This is a genomic window from Saccharibacillus qingshengii (assembly GCF_013185195.1).
Taxonomy (GTDB): Bacteria; Bacillota; Bacilli; order Paenibacillales; family Paenibacillaceae; genus Saccharibacillus; species Saccharibacillus qingshengii.
Window position 1 is genome coordinate 67,238 of record NZ_JAAZWC010000002.1, and the last position, 19,729, is coordinate 86,966.

15 protein-coding genes are annotated in these 19,729 nt (G+C 56.6%); 11 read left to right on the forward strand and 4 right to left on the reverse strand.

Going from position 1 to position 19,729, the window contains the following annotated elements:
* Nucleotides 1-143: 143 nt before the first annotated feature.
* The 11 genes from HRQ60_RS02210 (at nt 144) to ptsP (ending at nt 14,360) form a co-directional block, all read left to right on the forward strand.
* Nucleotides 144-1,319, forward strand: a complete 1,176-nt coding sequence (locus HRQ60_RS02210) for a galactokinase (RefSeq protein WP_172194012.1) — start codon at nt 144-146, stop codon at nt 1,317-1,319.
* A 125-nt stretch (nt 1,320-1,444) separates the two neighbouring features.
* The gene (gene galE / locus HRQ60_RS02215; protein ID WP_172194013.1) at nt 1,445-2,431 is read left to right on the forward strand and encodes a UDP-glucose 4-epimerase GalE; all 987 of its coding nucleotides are present in this window, start codon (nt 1,445-1,447) and stop codon (nt 2,429-2,431) included.
* A gap of 30 nt (nt 2,432-2,461) precedes the next feature.
* A complete protein-coding gene (locus HRQ60_RS02220; protein WP_172194014.1) occupies nt 2,462-4,057 on the forward strand; it encodes a UDP-glucose--hexose-1-phosphate uridylyltransferase in 1,596 nt (531 codons plus the stop codon).
* Nucleotides 4,058-4,202: 145 nt separating this feature from the next.
* Complete coding sequence (locus tag HRQ60_RS02225) at nt 4,203-5,366, forward strand: iron-containing alcohol dehydrogenase (RefSeq protein ID WP_172194015.1); 1,164 nt, start codon at nt 4,203-4,205, stop codon at nt 5,364-5,366.
* A gap of 327 nt (nt 5,367-5,693) precedes the next feature.
* Nucleotides 5,694-6,233 (forward strand): NfeD family protein, encoded by a 540-nt coding sequence (locus HRQ60_RS02230; protein WP_172194016.1) that lies wholly within the window; start codon nt 5,694-5,696, stop codon nt 6,231-6,233.
* 1 nt (nt 6,234) lies between these two features.
* On the forward strand, nt 6,235-7,812 hold the full coding sequence (floT, locus tag HRQ60_RS02235) for a flotillin lipid rafts scaffold protein FloT (protein ID WP_246281060.1): 1,578 nt from the start codon (nt 6,235-6,237) through the stop codon (nt 7,810-7,812).
* A 247-nt stretch (nt 7,813-8,059) separates the two neighbouring features.
* Nucleotides 8,060-8,914, forward strand: coding sequence for a YitT family protein (locus HRQ60_RS02240; RefSeq protein ID WP_172194017.1), 855 nt, complete (start codon nt 8,060-8,062; stop codon nt 8,912-8,914).
* Nucleotides 8,915-8,962: 48 nt separating this feature from the next.
* Nucleotides 8,963-9,808: a glucose PTS transporter transcription antiterminator GlcT gene (gene glcT / locus HRQ60_RS02245; RefSeq protein WP_172194216.1), complete on the forward strand. Its 846-nt coding sequence runs from the start codon at nt 8,963-8,965 to the stop codon at nt 9,806-9,808.
* Between the two features lie 297 nt (nt 9,809-10,105).
* A complete protein-coding gene (gene ptsG / locus HRQ60_RS02250; protein WP_172194018.1) occupies nt 10,106-12,172 on the forward strand; it encodes a glucose-specific PTS transporter subunit IIBC in 2,067 nt (688 codons plus the stop codon).
* 207 nt (nt 12,173-12,379) lie between these two features.
* On the forward strand, nt 12,380-12,655 hold the full coding sequence (locus HRQ60_RS02255; RefSeq protein ID WP_088489220.1) for an HPr family phosphocarrier protein: 276 nt from the start codon (nt 12,380-12,382) through the stop codon (nt 12,653-12,655).
* Complete coding sequence (gene ptsP, locus HRQ60_RS02260; protein WP_172194019.1) at nt 12,648-14,360, forward strand: phosphoenolpyruvate--protein phosphotransferase; 1,713 nt, start codon at nt 12,648-12,650, stop codon at nt 14,358-14,360. Before HRQ60_RS02255 ends, ptsP begins: the two co-directional genes overlap by 8 nt.
* Nucleotides 14,361-14,876: 516 nt before the next feature.
* Here ptsP and def read toward each other — a convergent pair.
* The 4 genes from def to gcvT all read right to left on the reverse strand — a co-directional run bounded on the left by def (nt 14,877) and on the right by gcvT (nt 19,696).
* Nucleotides 14,877-15,476 (reverse strand): peptide deformylase, encoded by a 600-nt coding sequence (def, locus tag HRQ60_RS02265; protein ID WP_172194020.1) that lies wholly within the window; start codon nt 15,474-15,476, stop codon nt 14,877-14,879.
* 190 nt (nt 15,477-15,666) lie between these two features.
* Complete coding sequence (gcvPB, locus tag HRQ60_RS02270; protein WP_172194021.1) at nt 15,667-17,175, reverse strand: aminomethyl-transferring glycine dehydrogenase subunit GcvPB; 1,509 nt, start codon at nt 17,173-17,175, stop codon at nt 15,667-15,669.
* Complete coding sequence (gene gcvPA / locus HRQ60_RS02275; protein WP_281358022.1) at nt 17,172-18,527, reverse strand: aminomethyl-transferring glycine dehydrogenase subunit GcvPA; 1,356 nt, start codon at nt 18,525-18,527, stop codon at nt 17,172-17,174. Before gcvPA ends, gcvPB begins: the two co-directional genes overlap by 4 nt.
* Entirely contained in the window at nt 18,524-19,696 is a 1,173-nt protein-coding gene (gcvT, locus tag HRQ60_RS02280) for a glycine cleavage system aminomethyltransferase GcvT (protein WP_172194022.1), read from the reverse strand. The genes gcvPA and gcvT overlap by 4 nt, the downstream gene beginning before the upstream one ends.
* Nucleotides 19,697-19,729: the final 33 nt, after the last annotated feature.

The following is a 19,729-nucleotide window of genomic DNA, read 5'->3' on the forward strand; positions in this document are numbered from 1 at the left end:
ATTGTTTTTACCAGTATAAACGCTTCTTTAACGAAAGTCATATAAATCCATGCAGTCCGCACATCGGTGCATTATCAGGAAGAACGCTATCTTTTATACTAAGGGCACAGGAAGAACAAACCAACCCATGAGGTGAGTCCAGAATGAATACGCAGCAAATCAAGCAAATGTTTATGGAGAAATTCGGAGAATCGAATATCGAACCGCGTGTGTTCCATGCACCCGGACGCGTGAATCTGATCGGCGAGCATATCGATTACAACGGCGGCTACGTCCTTCCGGCGGCGCTGGAATTCGGTACGACGCTCGTCATCCGCGAACGTGCGGACGGGATCATCCGCCTCGCTTCGAGCAACATGCCCGAAGAAGCGCAGATCAAGGTCGACGAGATCGGGCTGAGTAAAACCGGAGAATGGACAGACTATCCGGTCGGCGTCATGGTCGAACTGGCCGAGCGCGGCTATCCGGTATCCAGAGGCTTCGAGCTGCTCTACCACGGTGAAATCCCGAACGGAGCGGGCCTCTCGTCTTCCGCATCGATCGAAGTCGTCACCGGCTACGCGCTGCTCTCGATGGGCGGCTACGAGCGCGATACGGTCGAGATCGCCCTGCTGTCGCAGGGAGCGGAGAACAACTTCGTCGGCGTCAACTGCGGCATTATGGACCAGTTCGCAGTAGCCAACGGCAAAAAAGACCATGCGATCCTGCTGATGTGCGATACGCTTGAGTACAAACATGTTCCTTTCCAGACAGGCAGCTACAAATTGGTCATCGGCAATACGAATAAGCGCCGCGGTCTGGTAGACTCCAAGTATAACGAACGCCGCGAGCAGTGTACGCAGGCTTTGGAACGTCTGAGAAGCTGCAAAGCCGATCTGAACTACCTCGCCGAGCTGACGCCTTCGCAGTTCGAAGACTTCAAGTCCGCTCTGACCGACGAGAAGGTCCGCAGCCGGGCACAGCATGTCATTGAAGAAAATGCCCGTGTGCTGGCTTCGGTCGAAGCGTTCACGGCAGGCGATCTGCATGAATTCGGCCGCCTGATGAACCTGTCCCACGATTCGCTGCGCGACCTGTACGAAGTGAGCTGCGAAGAGCTGGACATCATGGTCGAGGAAGCGCGCAAAATTCCGGGTACGCTCGGAGCCCGCATGACCGGCGCCGGTTTCGGCGGATGTACCGTGTCGCTGGTGCATGAAGACGATGTCGAGCGCTTCGTGGCCGAAGTCGGCGAACACTACAAAGCGCGCACCGGTCTCGAAGGCGAATTTTACGTCTGCGGCGTAGGCGAAGGCGTGGAAGAACTCGGCGCGAACTGATTGGGCAGGAACGATACACGGCGGAATCACTTTTTTACCAAATAAATGGACGTGCGGCCGAAGACCCATCAAGCATCGTATAAACTTCGGACCGCTCGCTCCCTCATTCCAAGGAGGAATTGACAATGGCAATTTTGGTTACTGGCGGTGCCGGTTATATCGGTTCGCATACTGTGGCGGCTCTGCTCGAACGCGGCGAAGAAGTGGTAGTGATCGACAACCTGCAGACAGGTCACCGAAGCGCGCTGCTGGGCGGCAAGCTCTATGAAGGCGATCTGCGCGACAAGGAACTGCTGAAGAAACTGTTTGCGGAAAATGAAATCGAAGGCGTGATCCATTTCGCGGCGAACTCGCTGGTCGGCGAAAGCATGGAGAATCCCGGCAAGTACTACGACAACAACATGTACGGCACGCTGTGCCTGCTCGAAGCGATGAACGAGGCGAACGTGCGCCGGATCGTCTTCTCGTCCACGGCGGCGACTTACGGCGAACCGGAAAAAACGCCGATCGAAGAAACCGACCGCACCGAGCCGACGAATGTCTACGGCGAAACGAAGCTGATGATGGAACGCATGATCCGCTGGTACGACCGCGTGCTGAACGTCCGCTACGTCGCTCTGCGCTACTTTAACGCGGCCGGTGCGCACGACAGCGGCAAGATCGGCGAAGACCACCGTCCGGAGACGCACCTGATCCCGATCGTGCTGCAGACGGCGCTGGGACAGCGTTCGCACATCTCCGTTTTCGGCGAAGATTACCCGACGGAAGACGGCACCTGCGTGCGCGACTACCTGCATGTCAGCGACCTGGCGGATGCCCATCTGCGCGCAATCGATTATCTGAAAAACGGCGGCGAAAGCGACGTGTTCAACCTCGGCAGCGGCAGTGGCTTCTCCGTGCGCGAGATCATCGAAACGGCGCGCCGCGTCACGGGCAAAGAGATTCCGGTCAAAACCGAGCCTCGCCGCGCCGGCGACCCGGCGACCCTGATCGCTTCGTCACACAAAGCGCGTACCGTACTCGGCTGGAGCCCGGCGCGCGAAAATATCGAAACGATTATCGCAAGCGCCTGGAACTGGCATCAATCGCGTCCGGACGGCTATAACGACTAAAAAACCAGAACGATAACGGGGGCAGCTTTCATGAGCGAACAGTTGACAAACGGAGTACAGCAAGAAGCACTGCGGGCAATCGAGCGTTTGACCGCATTCTCGCTGCAGGAAGGCCTGCTCGAAGCGGCGGACGCCGATTACGGACGCAACCGGCTGCTTGAGCAGTTCGGGTTCGACGAGCCCTACGCCGGCGGCGATGCGCTTGGCGAGGAACTGCCGGAAGGCCCGCAGCCCATGTTGGATACATTGATCGATTACGCGGCGCAGACCGGCATGATTCCGGAGAATACGGACACCCAGCGCGATCTGCTCGACAGCAAGCTGATGGGCCTGCTCCTCGCGCGTCCGTCGGAAGTGACCCGCGACTTCCTCGCGGCGGAGCAGGAGGGCGGCATCGCGGCGGCGACGGACCGTTTCTATAAATGGTGCATCGATTCCAACTATATCCGGATGGACCGGGTCGCCAAGAACCTGTATTGGACACACGAGTCCGATTTCGGGCCGATCGAGATTACGATCAACTTGTCCAAACCGGAGAAAACGCCGGAAGAAATTGCCCAGGCGCGGCTGCTGCCGCCTCCGGTCTATCCAAAATGCCAGCTCTGCCGCGAGAACGTCGGCTACGCGGGCCGGATCAACCATCCGGCCCGCCAGAACCTGCGTGTGATTCCGCTTCAGCTGAACGACGAGCCGTGGCTGTTCCAGTATTCGCCTTACGTCTACTACAACGAACACTGCATCGTCCTGCACCGCGATCATGTGCCGATGAAGCTGACGAAGGATACGCTGCGCCGTCTGCTCCAGTTTACGGACCGGTTCCCGCATTATTTCCTCGGCTCCAACGCCGATCTGCCGATCGTGGGCGGTTCGATCCTGACACACGACCATTTCCAAGGCGGCAAGCATACGTTTGCGATCGAACGGGCCGTTACCGAAGCGGTGTTCGCGCATGCGAACTATCCGTCCGTGAAACTGTCGATTGTCCGCTGGCCGATGTCGGTCGTCCGGTTGTCCGGCAGCGATCAAAGCGAACTGCTTGAAGCGGCGGACGAAATCTATGAAACATGGAAAACGTACAGCGACGCAAGCGTCAATGTGCAGGCTTCGAGCGATCAGGGCGGCGAGAGCGTGCGGCACAATACCGTAACGCCGATCGTCCGCCGCCGGGAAGGGGCGTACGAGCTCGATCTGGTTCTGCGCAACAACCGGACGGACGAGCAGTATCCGGAAGGCATTTTCCACCCGCACCGCGAAATGCATCATATCAAAAAAGAAAATATCGGCCTGATCGAAGTCATGGGTCTGGCGATTCTGCCGGGCCGTCTCAAAGACGAACTGGACCAGATCGGCCGGATTTTCAGCGGCGATTCCGCGCTGCTGGCCGCGGCGGAGAGCGACGCTGCGCATCCGCTTGCCCAGCATCTGCCGTGGGTTCGTTCCATGATCGAAAGCGGCGGCTCCGCTTTGACGCCGGAAGCGGCGCTCGATCGGGTCCGCCTGGAAGTGGGCGCGAAGTTCACCGAAATTCTCGGCCATGCCGGCGTGTACAAGACCGACGCCGCAGGACGCGAAGCGTTCTTCCGCTTCGTCGCAAGCTTCGGCTGGAACCGGACGGACGCGCAGTAAGCGGATGTTCGCACCAGGCGGACAGCGTTAAGGCACGAACGAAAAAGGCGGCTGCATCGCACGATGCGGCCGCTCTTTTTGTTTTCGCGCGGACTTGGTATATAATCAATACATACTTATCAAAAGGAAGGGGCAACACTTACTCATGAAATCTTTCACTTTCTATAATCCGACCCGCCTTATTTTCGGCAAAGGCCAATTGGAACAGCTCAAAACTTTGGTTCCCCAATACGGCAAAAATATCCTGCTCGTTTACGGAGGAGGCAGCATCAAGCGCTCCGGCCTGTACGACAGCGTAACGGCCCTGCTCAAAGAAACCGGTTCGAACGTCGTGGAACTGGCAGGCGTCGAGCCCAACCCGCGTCTGTCGACGGTGCACAAAGGCGTCGACCTGTGCAAAAACGAAAACATCGACCTGATCCTGGCGGTCGGCGGCGGCAGCGTGATCGACTGTGCCAAAGCGATTGCGGTCGGGGCGAAATACGACGGCGACATGTGGGACTTCGCGGAACGCAAAGCGGCCGCCAAAGACGGACTTCCGCTCGGCGTCGTCCTGACCATGGCAGCAACAGGTTCGGAGATGAACAGCGGTTCGGTCATCACGAACGAAGAGACGATGGAGAAACTCGGCTGGGGCAGCGCCTATTCGTTCCCGACGTTCTCGATCCTCGATCCGGAGTTCACGTACTCCCTGCCGAAAGACCAGACGGTCTACGGCGTGGTCGACATGATGTCGCACGTGCTGGAGACCTATTTCCACCTGGAAGGCAACACGCCGGTCCAGGACGGCTTCTGCGAGTCCGTGCTGCGCGCGGTGATCGAAGCGGGACCTGCGCTCGTCGACGATCTGGAGAACTACGAGCTGCGCGAGACCGTCATGTACAGCGGTACAATGGCGCTGAACGGCGTACTGAGCATGGGCAGCACCGGCGACTGGGCGACGCATAACGTCGAGCACGCCGTGTCCGCCGTCTACGACATTCCGCACGGCGGAGGTCTGGCGATCCTGTTCCCGAACTGGATGAAGCACAGCCTGCACGTTGATCCGGAGCGCTTCAAGAAGCTCGCTGTCAACGTATTCGGTATCGACGCTTCCGGCAAATCCGCCGAAGAAGTCGGCCTTGAAGGTATCGAAGCGCTGAGAAACTTCTGGAACTCGATCGGCGCGCCGAGCACGCTGGCCGATTATGAGATCGACGGCAGCCGGATCGAAGAAATGGCCGATAAAGCGATGAAATTCGGCCCGTTCGGCAACTTCAACAAGCTGCAGCGCGAAGACGTTGTAGCCATCTACAAAGCCTCGCTGTAAGCGATCCGGCATGAGTATTAGGCCGCGCTGCCGGCAGGGACAACGTTCCCCTGCTTGCTGCCGGCGTTCGCCACGATCGTCATAAAGGTCCGAACCGAAGGAAGATTTCCTTCGGTTCGGACCTTTTTTGGTTAGGAAGATCATGAAGCGGAACCAAGATTGGGAATTTTAGCACAAGTTTATCGTTAGAAGGGGAATAGAGAGGTTTTTAGAAAATAATGAAACCAAATCGGCAATCACACGTATGTAATCATAGACTCATCGCCAACGGATCCGTATTTCGGAATCGGGATGAGCGACCTTCAACAAAGAAGGAGGGGGACGCCTATGGAAGCTTTATACTTTGGCTGTTTGGCGGGAGGCGTCATGTTTGCGCTGATCAGCCTCGTGTTCGGGGACTGGATCGGTGACACACTGGGCGGAATGTTCGATGCGCTATCGTTCGAGTTCCTGCAGCCGATCGTATTGGCCGGCATGGTAACCGTTTTCGGCGGTGCCGGTATTTTGATCGAGCGGTATGCGGGCTTGACACCCGTCTTGAGCGTATCGGCCGCGGTGCTGTGTGCGCTCGCTTCCGGTCTGCTGCTCTACCTGGGTTACGTCAAGCCCATGCGGGGCAGCGAGAATTCCGTCGGATATTCCATGAAGGATCTGACAGGCCGGATCGGTGAAGTGACCGTGCCTGTACCGGAGAAAGGCTACGGCGAAGTCCTTGTCGGCATGGGCGGTTCGGGCAATACGCTGCATACCGCGTTCAGCTTCGACGGAGCTTGGATTCCGGCGGGAGTCCGGGTCGTAGTGGTGGATATCGAAGACGGAACGCTTGGGGTGTGCGAACTCGAAAAAACAGAAAAGGGGTTGGAGTAATATGAACATTTTCGATCAGGTGCCGGATTATCTGTTGATTCCGGGTATCGTCATAGCCGTGCTGCTCGTACTGGGGATTGCTTTTTGGGCTCGTTACAAGACGGTCAGCACGGATGAGGCGATGGTGGTGACCGGATCGTTCCTCGGCACGAAGAATATTGCCGACGACGAAGCCGGACGCAAAATCAAGATCGTACGCGGCGGGGGAGCTTTTATCCTGCCGATTTTCCAGAAAGCCGAATATCTGTCGCTGCTGTCGCATAAACTCGACGTGTCGACACCCGAAGTATATACGGAGCAGGGTGTTCCGGTTCTAGCCGACGGCGTGGCGATCATCAAGATCGGGAGCTCGACGGAAGACGTGGCAACGGCGGCCGAGCAGTATATGGGCAAGCCGATCGAATCGCTCAAGTCGGAAGCCCAGGAAGTGCTCGAAGGCCATCTGCGGTCGATTCTCGGTTCCATGACCGTCGAAGAAATGTACCGCAACCGCGATCGTTTCGCGCAGGAAGTGCAGAGTGTCGCCGCCCGCGATCTGAAGAAAATGGGGCTGCAGATTGTCTCGTTCACGATCAAGGATGTGCGGGACAAGCACGGTTATCTGGAGTCGCTCGGCAAGCCGCGGATCGCCGCGGTCAAGCGCGATGCGGAAATCGCCGAAGCCGAAGCGATCCGGGATTCCCGGATCCAGAAAGCCCGCGCCGAAGAAGAAGGGCAAAAAGCGGAGCTGATCCGGGATACGAACATTGCCGAAGGGCAAAAAGAAAAAGAATTGAAGGTTGCCGCATTCAAGCGCGATCAGGATACGGCCAAAGCCGACGCTGACCAAGCGTATCATATCCAAGAAGCGCGTGCTAAGCAGGTTGCGGTCGAAGAACAGATGAGAGTCGAGCTGGTACGCAAAGACCGCGAGATCGACCTGCAGGAAAAAGAAATTCAGATTCGCCAGAAGCATTACGATGCCGAAGTGAAGAAAAAAGCCGATGCGGATCGGTATTCGGTCGAAGTGGCGGCGGAAGCGGACAAAGCCCGCCGGATGCGCGAAGCCGATGCGCTGCAGTATTCGATCGAAACGCAGGCCAAAGCGTCCGCCGAACAGAAGCGCCTCGACGGAATTGCTTCGGCCGATGCGGAACTTGCCCGCGGTACGGCCGAAGCGGAAGTGATCCGGCTGCGCGGCGCGGCGGAAGCCGAAGCCAAAGAAAAACTGGCGGAAGCGTTCAAACACTACGGCGAAGCGGCGATTCTCGATGTAATCATCAACATGCTGCCGGAACTTGCCGGCAAGATCGCCGAGCCGATCGCGTCTATCGACAAGATTACGGTCGTCGATACGGGCCGGGGCGAAGGCGGAGGTGCTTCCCGTGTCAGCGGCTATGTGACGGAATTGATGGCAACTGCGCCGGAAATGCTCAAGAGCGTCTCGGGACTTGATCTGGAGCAGATGATCCAGAATCTGACCGGAGGTCGCACACGACCAAGCGAAGCGGAAGTCGGGGCCAAACTGGCCGCCGAAAAAGCGTCGAGATCCGATGCCGTTGCGCTCGCGGAACGTCCGTCCAAAGACCCGCAAGCGTAAAAAGGACGGCTGCCCGAGCGAAGCGTCGAACCCTTCTTTTTCAGGCCAGCCAGGCTCTCTCGGCAGGCCGAATCCGTACCGTTTTCGAATAAGTATGCATAAAGGACTCAAACCCGCGTTTTTCCAGTAAAAATGCGGGTTGACGGTCCTTTTTTTTATGGGATAGAATGAGGGGATTGCGTGTGCGCCGAAGAACGTGGAACCTGCGGCGCCGCAGACGAAATGCCGGAAAAGGACGGGAAAACGAATGCTGAGTAAAAATTCGGTAAGCAAAACGATAACGGATATTGCGTTTATCGCGCTCGGTGCCTTTATTTTTGCGCTGGCGGTCAATCTGTTCGTTATTCCGAACGACTTTGGCGAAGGCGGAGTCACGGGTGTTACGATTATTTTGTTCTATTCGTTCCAATGGTCGCCGGGCCTCGTCAACCTGATCATCAACTCGATTCTGCTGGTGGTCGGCTATCGTTTTTTGGACAAAAAGACGATTATTTATACAATATTTGCGGTAGCGTTCAACTCGCTGTTTCTGCATCTCACGGAGAGTTGGGACATCCAGTCGACCGAGAAAACGGTCAATGCGATTTTTGCCGGCATTTTCGCGGGGATCGGGATCGGTATGATTGTGCGCGTAGGCGGCACGACGGCCGGAACGGTTATTCTGGCGAGATTGGCGAACAAGTATCTGGATTGGAATATCAGCTACGGCCTGCTGTTTTTTGACGTCGTGGTGGCGGTGGCTTCGCTGCTCGTGATCGAAGTGGAAAATTTCATGTTTACGATTGTGCTGCTGTACGTCGGCACGAAAGTCATGGATTTCATTATCGAAGGCCTGAACCCGAAAAAGGCGGTCATGATTATCTCCAAGCATCAGCACATGATCGCCGAACAGGTCAATACGGTCATGGACCGAGGAGTCACGGTGTTGTCGGGACACGGATTTTACACGAAAGAAGCCAAGGAAGTGCTCTATATCGTCATTAACAAACAGGAAGTCTCCCAGCTTAAAAAGATTGTGAAAGAAGCCGACAAAGACGCTTTCGTGACTATTCACGACGTGCGCGACGTGTTTGGCGAAGGCTTTGTGGATATTTCAAAATAAAGGAGGTTCCGGCCCGGGTCTGACGGGCCGCGAACAAGAAGGAGCGGAATCAAGCGGATGCTGGTGTCCAAAGTATTGAACAACAATGTCATTATTGCGGACGATCCGCAGTACGGCGAAGTGGTCGCAATCGGCAAAGGGATCGGCTTCGGGCGTTCGGAGCGGGACTCGATCGAACCGGAAGCGGCCGAGAAGATGTTTATTTTGCGGAGCCGGCGCGAGCAGGAGCAGTACAAGCAGCTGCTGCCGCAGGTCGACGAGAAGCTGATCGAAGTCATGAACGAAGCGATCCAGACGATCAGCGCCCGCAGCGCTTCGCCGCTTAACGAGCATATCCATGTCGCGCTGACCGATCATATCGCTTTTGCGCTCAAGCGGATCGAGAAAGGGATTACGTTTCAGAACCCTTTTCTTTATGAGACCAAAGAGATCTACCCCGAAGAATACGAGCTGGCCGAATATGTGGTTCATCTGATCGAAGAACGTTTGGGAACTTCGCTTGGTCTGGATGAAGTCGGTTTCGTCGCCCTGCATATTCACAGCGCCATTACGAACCGGCCGATTGGAGAGGTCAGAGGACATTCCGAGCTGATTGCGGATCTGATCGATCTGATCGAGCAGAATATCGAAGGCGGGTTGAACCGGAGCAGTCTCGATTATTCCCGGCTGCTGACCCATTTGCGCTTCGCGATCGAAAGAGTCTGCCGGGGCGAAGAAGTGCGCTCCACGGACCGTTTGGCAGAAATGCTGAGCCGCGAGTATCCGGAGATGTATTCGCTCGCCTGGAAGCTGACCAAGGTAATGGAGAAACGTCTGGGGCAGCCTGTGTACAAGCCCGAAGCCAGTTATCTAACCATACATCTGCAGCGTTTGGCCGAAAAAGAATCGATCTGATTTTTGTTCGTGAAAGGGCTTGCCAACCGCAAGAAGCGATGCTATAATGACCGACGTAAGCCAACTTAAAACGACCTTTGTAACGATGTGTCACTGATACGATCAGGCATGAATCGCTACGAAAGATAAAACACATACTTGCTACTAGGACCAAGCTGTACCCGGGGGTCCGTGCACGAAGTATTCCTTTTATTTTTCGTACGTTCATGCCTTTTTTGCGTCTTCAAAAAGGACTATCGTTGAGGGTCGGTCGGAAACAAGGAAAACAAAATACACAACAAAGAGGGAGTTATATCCATGTTCAAACAGCTATTTGGACTTTTGCAGCGTGTTGGTAAAGCAGTTATGCTGCCGGTGGCCATCCTGCCTGCGGCAGGTCTGCTGCTGGCAATCGGGACCTTGCTGGTCAGCCCCGATTTCCTGGAATTGGCGCCTGCGCTTGATGTGCAGTGGGTACAATCGATCGCAACCGTCCTCATGAAGGCGGGCGACATCGTCTTCGCCAACCTGCCGCTGCTGTTCGCAGTCGGCGTCGCGGTCGGATTATGTGACGGAGAAGGCGTTGCGGGCCTCGCGGCGATCGTCGGTTTCCTGATCATGAACGTCACGCTTGGCGTCGTTGTCGGCGTGACGCCGGCTCTGACCGGCGAAACAGGCCTGGGCTACGCAAGCGTGCTCGGTATTCCAACCTTATCCACCGGCGTATTTGGCGGTATTATTATCGGGATACTGGCCGCAGTCATGTACAAAAAGTTCTTCCGGATCGAACTGCCGTCGTATCTCGGCTTCTTCGCCGGTAAACGTTTCGTTCCGATCATGACGGCGGCAATGTCGATTCTGGTCGGCCTGCTGCTCGTGATCATCTGGCCTCCGATTCAGCACGGTCTGAACTCGCTGTCGAACGTGATGATCAACGGCAATCCGACGCTGTCGGCGTTCGTCTTCGGCGTCATCGAACGTTCGCTCATTCCGTTCGGTTTGCACCATATTTTCTACTCGCCGTTCTGGTATGAATTCGGCGAATACGTCAACAAAGCGGGCGAAGTATTCCGCGGCGACCAACGGATCTTCATGGCGCAGATGAGAGACGGCGTGGACTTCACGGCCGGCATGTTCATGACCGGCAAGTTCCCGTTCATGATGTTCGGTCTTCCGGCTGCGGCTCTGGCGATCTACCACGAAGCCCGTCCGGAACACAAGAAATACGTGGCCGGTATCATGGGTTCGGCGGCTCTGACCTCGTTCCTCACAGGGATCACCGAACCGCTGGAATTCTCGTTCCTGTTCGTCGCTCCTGTCCTGTTCGGGATTCACGTTATCTTCGCGGGTCTGTCGTTCATGACGATGCAGCTTCTCAACGTCAAGATCGGAATGACCTTCTCGGGCGGTCTGATCGACTTCCTGCTGTTCGGGGTTCTGCAGAACCGTACGGCTTGGTGGAATGTCATTATCGTCGGTCTCGTGCTGGCAGTCATTTACTACTTCGGTTTCCGTTTTGCAATCCGCAAGTTTAACCTGAAGACACCGGGCCGCGAAGATGCGACGGAAGAATCGGCGGGCGCTTTGCAGAGCAAAGGAACCGCAGGCGAACTGCCGCAGAACATTCTGTCTGCTCTTGGCGGACGCGAAAATATCTCGAACCTCGATGCCTGCATCACGCGGCTTCGCGTTCAGGTCAACAATGTCGGCAGTGTCGACAAAGACCGCCTGAAGAACCTCGGCGCGGCCGGCGTACTGGAAGTGGGCAACAACATCCAGGCGATCTTCGGTACACGTTCGGATACGATCAAGTCGCAAATTCAGGACATCATGGCGGGACGCACTCCGGTCGAAGCGCCGGCTGCCGCCGTCGAGCTTCCGGAGAAAAATGCCGCAGCCTCCGACGCGGCCGAAGCGATCGACGTGCTGAACGAAGAAACCATCGTGTCGCCGGCCAACGGCGAACTGCAGGACATCTCGAATGTTCCGGATCCGGTCTTCTCGCAGCGTATGACGGGTGACGGTTTCGCGGTTCTTCCTTCGGACGGCAATATCGTATCGCCGGTTAACGGAACGATCTTCAATGTGTTCCCGAGCAAGCATGCGATTGGCATCATGTCCGAAGCGGGCAAAGAAATTCTGGTCCATATCGGTGTGAACACCGTTAAACTTAAAGGCCAAGGGTTTAATGTATTGGTAGCGGAAGGCGACGCCGTTATGGCGGGCCAGCCGATTCTCGAAGTCGATCTGGCTTATGTGCAGGAGCATGCTCCTTCGATCATGACGCCGGTCATCTTCTCCAATCTGCCGGAAGGTGCCAAAGTTACCCTGCTCAAGACCGGCACCGTCAAAGCGGGAGAAGCCAACATCGTTTCGATCAAATAAGCCGCAGGGCGATTAAGATCGGACTAGGGAACACCGCAGTGTGAAGCGGCTCGGGACGCGCTTCGCACCGCCGGCATTCCTTATAGAAGCAAAGCATGCAAAAGCAGTTAAATCAGCAAACAGCAGGCAAGAGTGCAAATGGAAGACAAGTAAGCTATAATAAGTATGGTTACTTTAAAAACAGAACATAATTGGAGGAACTCTATCATGGAAAAAACATTCAGAATCGTAGACGAAGACGGTATTCACGCACGTCCGGCAACGGCACTGGTCAATACGGCTAACAAATTCAAATCGACAGAATCGTTCGCAGAAGCCAACGGCAAACGCGTAACGCTCAAATCGATCCTTGGCGTTCTGTCCCTCGGTCTGGAAAAAGGATCGACGCTGACACTGATCACGCAGGGCGAAGAAGAAGCAGCGGCTCTCCAGGCTCTGGAAGACGTAATGGTCGGAGAAGGTCTGGGCGAAGTAAATGCTTAATATTTCCGGAATCGCGGCTTCGGCCGGCATCGCTATCGCTAAAGCGTTTCGCCTGGAGCATCCGGATTACACCGTAACCCAGCAAACGGTAAAAAATGCGGAAGCGGAAATCGCAAAGCTCGACGACGCGCTTGCGAAATCGCAGGTTGAACTTGAGCGCATCAAAGAACGGACCCTGCAGGAACTGGGCGCCCAAAAAGCGGAGATCTTCGAATCGCATCTGCTGATTCTGAACGATCCCGAGCTGATCAGCCCGGTCAAAGACATGATCGTCAACGATCAAGTCAATGCGGATTATGCACTGAACGAGACTTCCAAGCAGTTCGTGACCATGTTCGAGAACATGAAGAGCGTCTACCTGCAGGAACGCGCAGCGGATATGAAAGACGTAACCAAGCGCATCCTCGGCCATCTGCTCGGTCTGAACGTTCAGAATCCTGCGGAAATCAGCGAAGAAGTGATCGTGATTGCCGAAGACCTTACGCCTTCGGACACGGCTCAGCTGAACCGCAAGTACGTGAAAGGCTTTACGACGAACATCGGCGGTCGCACGTCGCACTCGGCAATCATGGCCCGCTCGCTCGAGATTCCGGCTGTTGTCGGAACCAAGAACGTGCTGGAACAGGTACAGCCGGGCGATCTCGTTATCGTCGATGGTCTGGAAGGCCAGATCATCGTAAATCCGAGCGACGAAGTGGTAGCCGAATACCGCGACAAGCAGGTCAAATACGACGAGCAGCGTGCCGAATGGCGCAAACTGCGCGCCGAAAAGACCCTTTCGACGGATGGCGTCCATGTCGAACTGGCTGCCAACATCGGCACGCCGAACGACGTAGCCGGCGTATTGGATAACGGCGGCGAAGGCGTAGGTCTGTACCGGACGGAATTCCTGTACATGGGCCGCGACAAACTGCCGTCCGAAGACGTTCAATACAATGCCTACAAAACGGTACTCGAGAAAATGGAAGGCAAGCCGGTTGTTGTCCGTACACTGGACATCGGCGGCGACAAAGAACTTCCGTATCTCGATCTGCCGAAGGAAATGAATCCGTTCCTCGGTTTCCGGGCTATCCGTTTGTGCCTGGATCGTCAGGATATCTTCCGTACCCAGCTCAGAGCCCTGCTGCGCGCAAGCGTACACGGCGATCTGCGCATCATGTTCCCGATGATCGCGACTCTGGTCGAGTTCCGGGAAGCCAAAGCGCTGCTGGAAGAAGAACGCGCCAACCTCAAGAGCGAAGGCATTGCGGTTGCGGATCAGATCCAGCTTGGCATCATGGTCGAGATTCCTTCGACTGCCGTGCTGGCCGATCAATTTGCAAAAGAAGTCGACTTCTTCAGCATCGGCACCAATGACCTGATCCAGTACACGATGGCTGCAGACCGCATGAACGAACGCGTCTCCTATCTGTACCAGCCTTATAACCCTTCGATTCTCCGCTTGGTTGACATGGTCATCAAAGCGGCACACAAAGAAGGCAAATGGGCCGGCATGTGCGGCGAAATGGCCGGCGACTCTGTCGCTATTCCGCTGCTGCTGGGTCTGGGCCTTGATGAATTCAGCATGAGCGCCACTTCCATTCTGCCGGCACGCAGCCAGATCTCCAAATTGTCCCGCGCGGATATGCAGGAACTGGCAGCGAAAGCACTGGAATGTGCGACAGCCGAAGAAGTTGTGGCTTTGGTCGAAGCGATTCAAGCCTAATCCAAGGCTTTACGCATTTCGTACCTTACGTTAGATCGGTATGATCTCTGTCACTCCGGCGTGTTCGCCGAGCATCTTGGCACGCCGAAGCTGCGTCCGTCCGGTTCCCTTACAGGGAGCCGGATTTTTTTGTTTGCAGCGGCTGCTGATTCGGCAGCAGTTGGACAGCATCCAAAGGCCAAAAGGCGAACCAGGCGAGAGGGAGTATCCGCCAGCTTGGTTATTTTTCCATACAAAAACAGAACCGGCAGAGGTCTGCCGGTTCTGTTTGGCGTAGAGAAAGTTTTTGAATGGATGAAGAACGAGCCAATGGTGCATAGGGGAAGTTCGTGCAGGAGTGATAACGTTCGCCTTTGAAATTGGAAAACTTCCATGCAAACTTCATTCAACGTTTTCCAATTTCAACACGCGACCGAAACGAACTTCTCCGGCGCACAGCTGGGCTCTATCGACGGATAGGAATTTCTTTCTAAGCGCCGGACGAGAAAGAACCGATCTCTGCCGCTTCCCCGCCTCCTACCATAGGCTCTGAATATTCACGCCTTTTGGCTCCGCCTGCGGATCGCTTTCGTTGATATGGTCGTAGAACATCACGCCGTTCAGGTGATCCAGTTCATGCTGGATAACGATTGCGGGATACCCTTTGAGCTTCAGCAGCAGTTCCTTGCCGTTCTCGTCGTAGGCTTTGAGTTTGATTTTCTCGTAGCGGGGGACGATGCCTTCGACCGGGCGGTCGACGGACAAGCAGCCTTCACCGTCCGGCAGATACGTCATCGCCGCGGAGTGGCTGACGATCTTCGGATTGAACAGCTTATATTCGTACAGGGTCGGATTTTCTTCTTCGTCTTCCATGATATCCGTGAACAGCACCGCGAACATCCGGCGATCGAGGCCAACCTGGTTGGCGGAGATGCCTACACCCGCGCGCAGTCCGTACTTCTCGGCCAGTTCGTCGTCTTGGCTTTCTTTGAGATAACGCATCATGGCATCCATGCCGTTCCGGTCTTCATCGGAAAGAGGGAATTTTACTTCCGCAACTTTGCGGCGCAGAATCTCGTGCCCTTCGCGGACGATATCGTCCATTGTGATTCGGTAATCTTTATCGGTGAGTGACATAATCGTGATATACCTCGGCTTCCTGAAAATTTGTTGGGGTCAAACGGCCGCCGGACCTGCGTAACGCACAATAAGCGGACCTTCTTCTATTATGAAGCGGTCCGCGTCAAAAGAAAAGCCGCTTTGTCGGAAAAATCCGGGAAAGCGGCGGGGAGAAACGGAGGACAAGATTGAGCCTTCCGTTTAAGCTTTAGCTGCAGGCACAGTTCAGAACCGGTTTGCGCGCGGCGTTTGTCTCGTCGAGACGGGTAACCGGCGTCGTGTAAGGCGCGTTCAGCAGAAGTTCCGGAGTTTCTTCGGCTTCCTTGGCGATCCGGATCATCGTGTCGATAAAGCCGTCGAGCGTTTCTTTGCTTTCCGTCTCGGTCGGCTCGATCATGATACATTCTTCGACGTTGAGCGGGAAATAGATGGTCGGCGGGTGATAGCCGAAATCCAGCAGCCGCTTGGCGACGTCCAGCGTGCGCACGCCGTATTTTTTCAGGCCGCTGCCGCTCATGACGAATTCGTGTTTGCACGGGCCGGCGAACGGTACTTCGTAATGGTCTTTGAGGCGGGCCATCATGTAGTTGGCGTTGAGCACGGCGCATTCGGAGACGCGGCGCAGGCCGTCGGGACCGTAGGTGCGGATATAGGCATAGGCACGTACAAGAATGCCGAAGTTGCCGTAATACGCTTTGACGCGGCCGATCGAAGTCGGCGACACGGCGGAAAAATCGTACGAGCCGTCTTCGAGCTTCTCGACGACCGGAGCCGGTAGGTACGGGATCAGGATCGACTTGACGCCGACCGGACCCGCGCCGGGACCGCCGCCGCCGTGCGGCGTGCTCATCGTTTTGTGCAAGTTGAGATGCACGACGTCGAACCCCATGTCGCCCGGACGGGTAATGCCCATGATCGCGTTGGAGTTGGCGCCGTCGTAATAGAGCAGGCCGCCCGCTTCGTGCACGATCTGCGCGATTTCGACGATTTGTTCTTCGAACAGTCCGAGCGTGCTCGGATTGGTGAGCATGAGAGCGGCCGTGTCGGAACCGACGGCGGCGCGCAGCGTGTCGAGATCGACCATGCCTTTGGCGTTCGACGGAATGGTCACCGTCTCGAAGCCGGCCACGGTCGCGCTCGCCGGATTGGTGCCGTGCGAAGAGTCGGGCACGATCACTTTGGTGCGCTGATGTTCGCCGCGTTCTTCGTGGTAGCTGCGGATCATCATCAGGCCCGCCCATTCGCCGTGCGCGCCGGCGGCCGGCTGGAGCGTAACGGCGTCCATGCCGGTCAGCGCGGCCAGGTCATTCTGGAGCGTGTACATCAGCTCAAGTGCGCCCTGCGCGCTCGACACGGGCTGATACGGGTGGATCTTGGCGAAGCCGGCGTAGCGGGCTACGTCTTCGTTGATCTTCGGGTTGTATTTCATCGTGCAGGAGCCGAGCGGATAGAAGCCGTTGTCCACGCCGAAGTTGCGGCGGGACAATCCCGTGTAATGGCGGATCACGTCGACTTCGTACACTTCCGGCAGAGCGGCGGCATCGCTGCGCTTGAATTCGGCCGGGAGCCAGTCCGCGGCTTCTTCTTCGCTGACCGGCACGTCGCAGTCCGGCAGCGAATAGGCGACGCGGCCGGGGGTGCTGAGTTCGAAAATCAGGGCGCAATCTTCTTTGGCGTCGAGGCCTGTCGGCGTCGTCAGATCGAGGCTCGTATTCATAGACTTCCCTCCAAAATTTCCGCGAAGCGGTCGATGTCTTCCTTGGAACGTCTTTCGGTCACGGCGATCAGCAGGGCGCTGCCCAGCTCCGGATATTCACGCGACAGATTATAGCCGCCGATGAACCCTTCTTCCAGCAGCTTTTCGTTCAGGGCGTCAATGTCCGTGCCTTCCGGCAGCTTCAGTACGAACTCGTTGAAGAACGGCGCCGTGAACGCCGGCTCCACGTCATGGATCGAACCGAGCTGCTTGGCGGCGTAGTGGGCTTTTTTGAGATTCAGGTCGCAGACGTCGATCATGCCCTGGCGGCCCATGACCGACAGATACACCGAAGCGGACAAAGCGAGCAGCGCCTGATTGGAGCAGATGTTCGAAGTCGCTTTGTCGCGGCGGATATGCTGCTCGCGCGCCTGAAGCGTCAGCACGAAGCCGCGTTTGCCGTTTTTGTCGGTCGTCTGGCCGACGATACGGCCGGGAATTTTGCGCATGAGCGCTTTGGAGACGGCGAAGTAGCCGCAGGTCGGTCCGCCGTAAGAACCCGAGATGCCGAGCGGCTGCGCGTCGCCGACCGTGATGTCCGCGCCGAGCCGGCCCGGCGCTTCCAGCAGGCCAAGCGACAGCGGGTTCGCGCTGACGACCAGCAGTCCTTTTTGCGCATGGACGAGTTCTCCTATTCCTCGGACATTCTCGACGGCGCCGAAGAAGTTCGGCGACTGGACAAGTACCGCGGCGATGTCGCCATCGATCATCGATTCGAGCTTATCCATATCGGTTACGCCGTTTTCAAAGCCGACTTCGACCACTTCAATGCCCAGTCCGTAAGCATAAGTGCGAACAACGGCGCGTGTTTCCGGATGCACGGTGCTCGCGATAATGATCTTTTTGCGTTTGGTGGCGCCGCTTGCGAGCGAAGCCGCTTCGGCCATCGCCGTCGCGCCGTCGTACATGCTGGCGTTGGCGACTTCCATGCCGGTCAGCTCGCAGATATACGATTGGAACTCGAAGATCGCCTGCAGTTCGCCCTGGCTCACTTCCGGTTGGTAGGGCGTGTAGGCCGTATAGAATTCCGAGCGGGAGATGACGTGGTTGATGACGACCGGAACCTGGTGATCGTACAGCCCGGCTCCGAGGAAGCTGGCGTAGCGGTCGCTGTCGGCGTTTTTGCCGGCGAGCTGCGTCATGTGGCGCAGCAGCGCCGCTTCGTCGAGGGCGCCGGACATCGGCAGCGTGCCTTGGTAACGGACGTTTTCCGGAATATCGACGAACAGGTCCTCTATGCTCTGCGCGCCTACGGCGGCGAGCATGTCGCGTTCGTTCTGCTCGGTCATCGGAATATAACGGTGCTTCTTCAAGGTGTATTCACTCCTTTTTCGGATGGGGCGTTGTCGGACGGGCTATGTTGAATCAGCGCTTTGTGCGCCGGGGTGTTTTTGTAAAAAGGAGCTTTGACGACTTCCGCCTGCAGTTTCTTGCCGCGGATCTCGACTTCGATCTTCGTGCCGATCGCCGCGAATTCCGCGTCGATCAGCGCCAGCGCCAGATTGCGCTTGAGCGTCGGCGACTGCGTGCCGGTCGTTACTTCGCCGATCTGGCGTCCTTCGGCGAAGACGGGATAGTGCGAGCGCGCGATGCCGCGGTCGATCATTTCCAGGCCGACGAGCTTGCGCGGCACGCCGGCTTCTTTCTGCGCGGCCAGCGCTTCGCGGCCGATAAAGTCGCCTTTGCCGAGCTTCACGAAGTAGCCGAGGCCGGCTTCAAGCGGCGTGATGTCCGCAGACAGCTCCTGCCCGTACAGCGGCAGCTTGGCTTCGAAACGCAGCGTGTCGCGGGCGCCGAGTCCGCACGGCAGCAGACCGAACGGTTCGCCGGCGGCGATCAGATCGCGCCAGATTGCCCCGGCGAATTCGGGAGCGGCGTAGATCTCGAAGCCGTCCTCGCCGGTGTAGCCGGTGCGGGAAATGTAAGCCATTGTGCCTTCGAATACGCCTGTTTCGATAAAGTGAAACGGCTTGAGCTCGTCGAGCGCCGGTTCGCTGCAGACTTTTTTGAGAATCTCCAGCGAAGCCGGGCCCTGCAGCGCGATCAGCGCGGTTCCTTCCGAGACATCGCGGAATTGGACCGATTCGGGCATATGCGACTTGATCCACTCGGCGTCTTTGTCGATATTGCCGGCATTGACGACTAGCATATAATGCCCTTCACGAATTTGATAAATGAGCAGATCGTCCACGACGCCTCCGTTTTCGTAACACATGAACGTATACATCACCCGGCTGTCTTCCAGCGAAGCGATATCGCCTGTGATCAGCTTGGACAAGAATTCACGGACGCCTTCGCCGCTCAGAATAAACTCGCCCATATGCGAGACATCGAACAGTCCGGCACGCTGCCGCACGGCTTCGTGTTCTTTTTGAATCCCGAAGAACTGAACAGGCAGGTCCCAGCCGCCGAAATCGATACAGCGGGGTTCGCCGGTCTCCGCATACAGCGGGTAGAGCGGGGTACGCTTGAGAGAAGTCATCGTGTAAGAGTCTCCTTCGGAAATCGGATTTGG

Coding starts and splice junctions, on each gene's coding strand:
- gcvT (WP_172194022.1), bottom strand. CDS start 19,696: ATGACTTCTCTCAAGCGTACCCCGCTCTACCCGCTGTATGCGGAGACC.
- gcvPB (WP_172194021.1), bottom strand. CDS start 17,175: ATGAATACGAGCCTCGATCTGACGACGCCGACAGGCCTCGACGCCAAA.
- ptsG (WP_172194018.1), top strand. CDS start 10,106: ATGTTCAAACAGCTATTTGGACTTTTGCAGCGTGTTGGTAAAGCAGTT.
- HRQ60_RS02255 (WP_088489220.1), top strand. CDS start 12,380: ATGGAAAAAACATTCAGAATCGTAGACGAAGACGGTATTCACGCACGT.
- HRQ60_RS02220 (WP_172194014.1), top strand. CDS start 2,462: ATGAGCGAACAGTTGACAAACGGAGTACAGCAAGAAGCACTGCGGGCA.
- floT (WP_246281060.1), top strand. CDS start 6,235: ATGAACATTTTCGATCAGGTGCCGGATTATCTGTTGATTCCGGGTATC.
- ptsP (WP_172194019.1), top strand. CDS start 12,648: ATGCTTAATATTTCCGGAATCGCGGCTTCGGCCGGCATCGCTATCGCT.
- HRQ60_RS02210 (WP_172194012.1), top strand. CDS start 144: ATGAATACGCAGCAAATCAAGCAAATGTTTATGGAGAAATTCGGAGAA.
- HRQ60_RS02240 (WP_172194017.1), top strand. CDS start 8,060: ATGCTGAGTAAAAATTCGGTAAGCAAAACGATAACGGATATTGCGTTT.
- HRQ60_RS02225 (WP_172194015.1), top strand. CDS start 4,203: ATGAAATCTTTCACTTTCTATAATCCGACCCGCCTTATTTTCGGCAAA.
- def (WP_172194020.1), bottom strand. CDS start 15,476: ATGTCACTCACCGATAAAGATTACCGAATCACAATGGACGATATCGTC.
- HRQ60_RS02230 (WP_172194016.1), top strand. CDS start 5,694: ATGGAAGCTTTATACTTTGGCTGTTTGGCGGGAGGCGTCATGTTTGCG.
- galE (WP_172194013.1), top strand. CDS start 1,445: ATGGCAATTTTGGTTACTGGCGGTGCCGGTTATATCGGTTCGCATACT.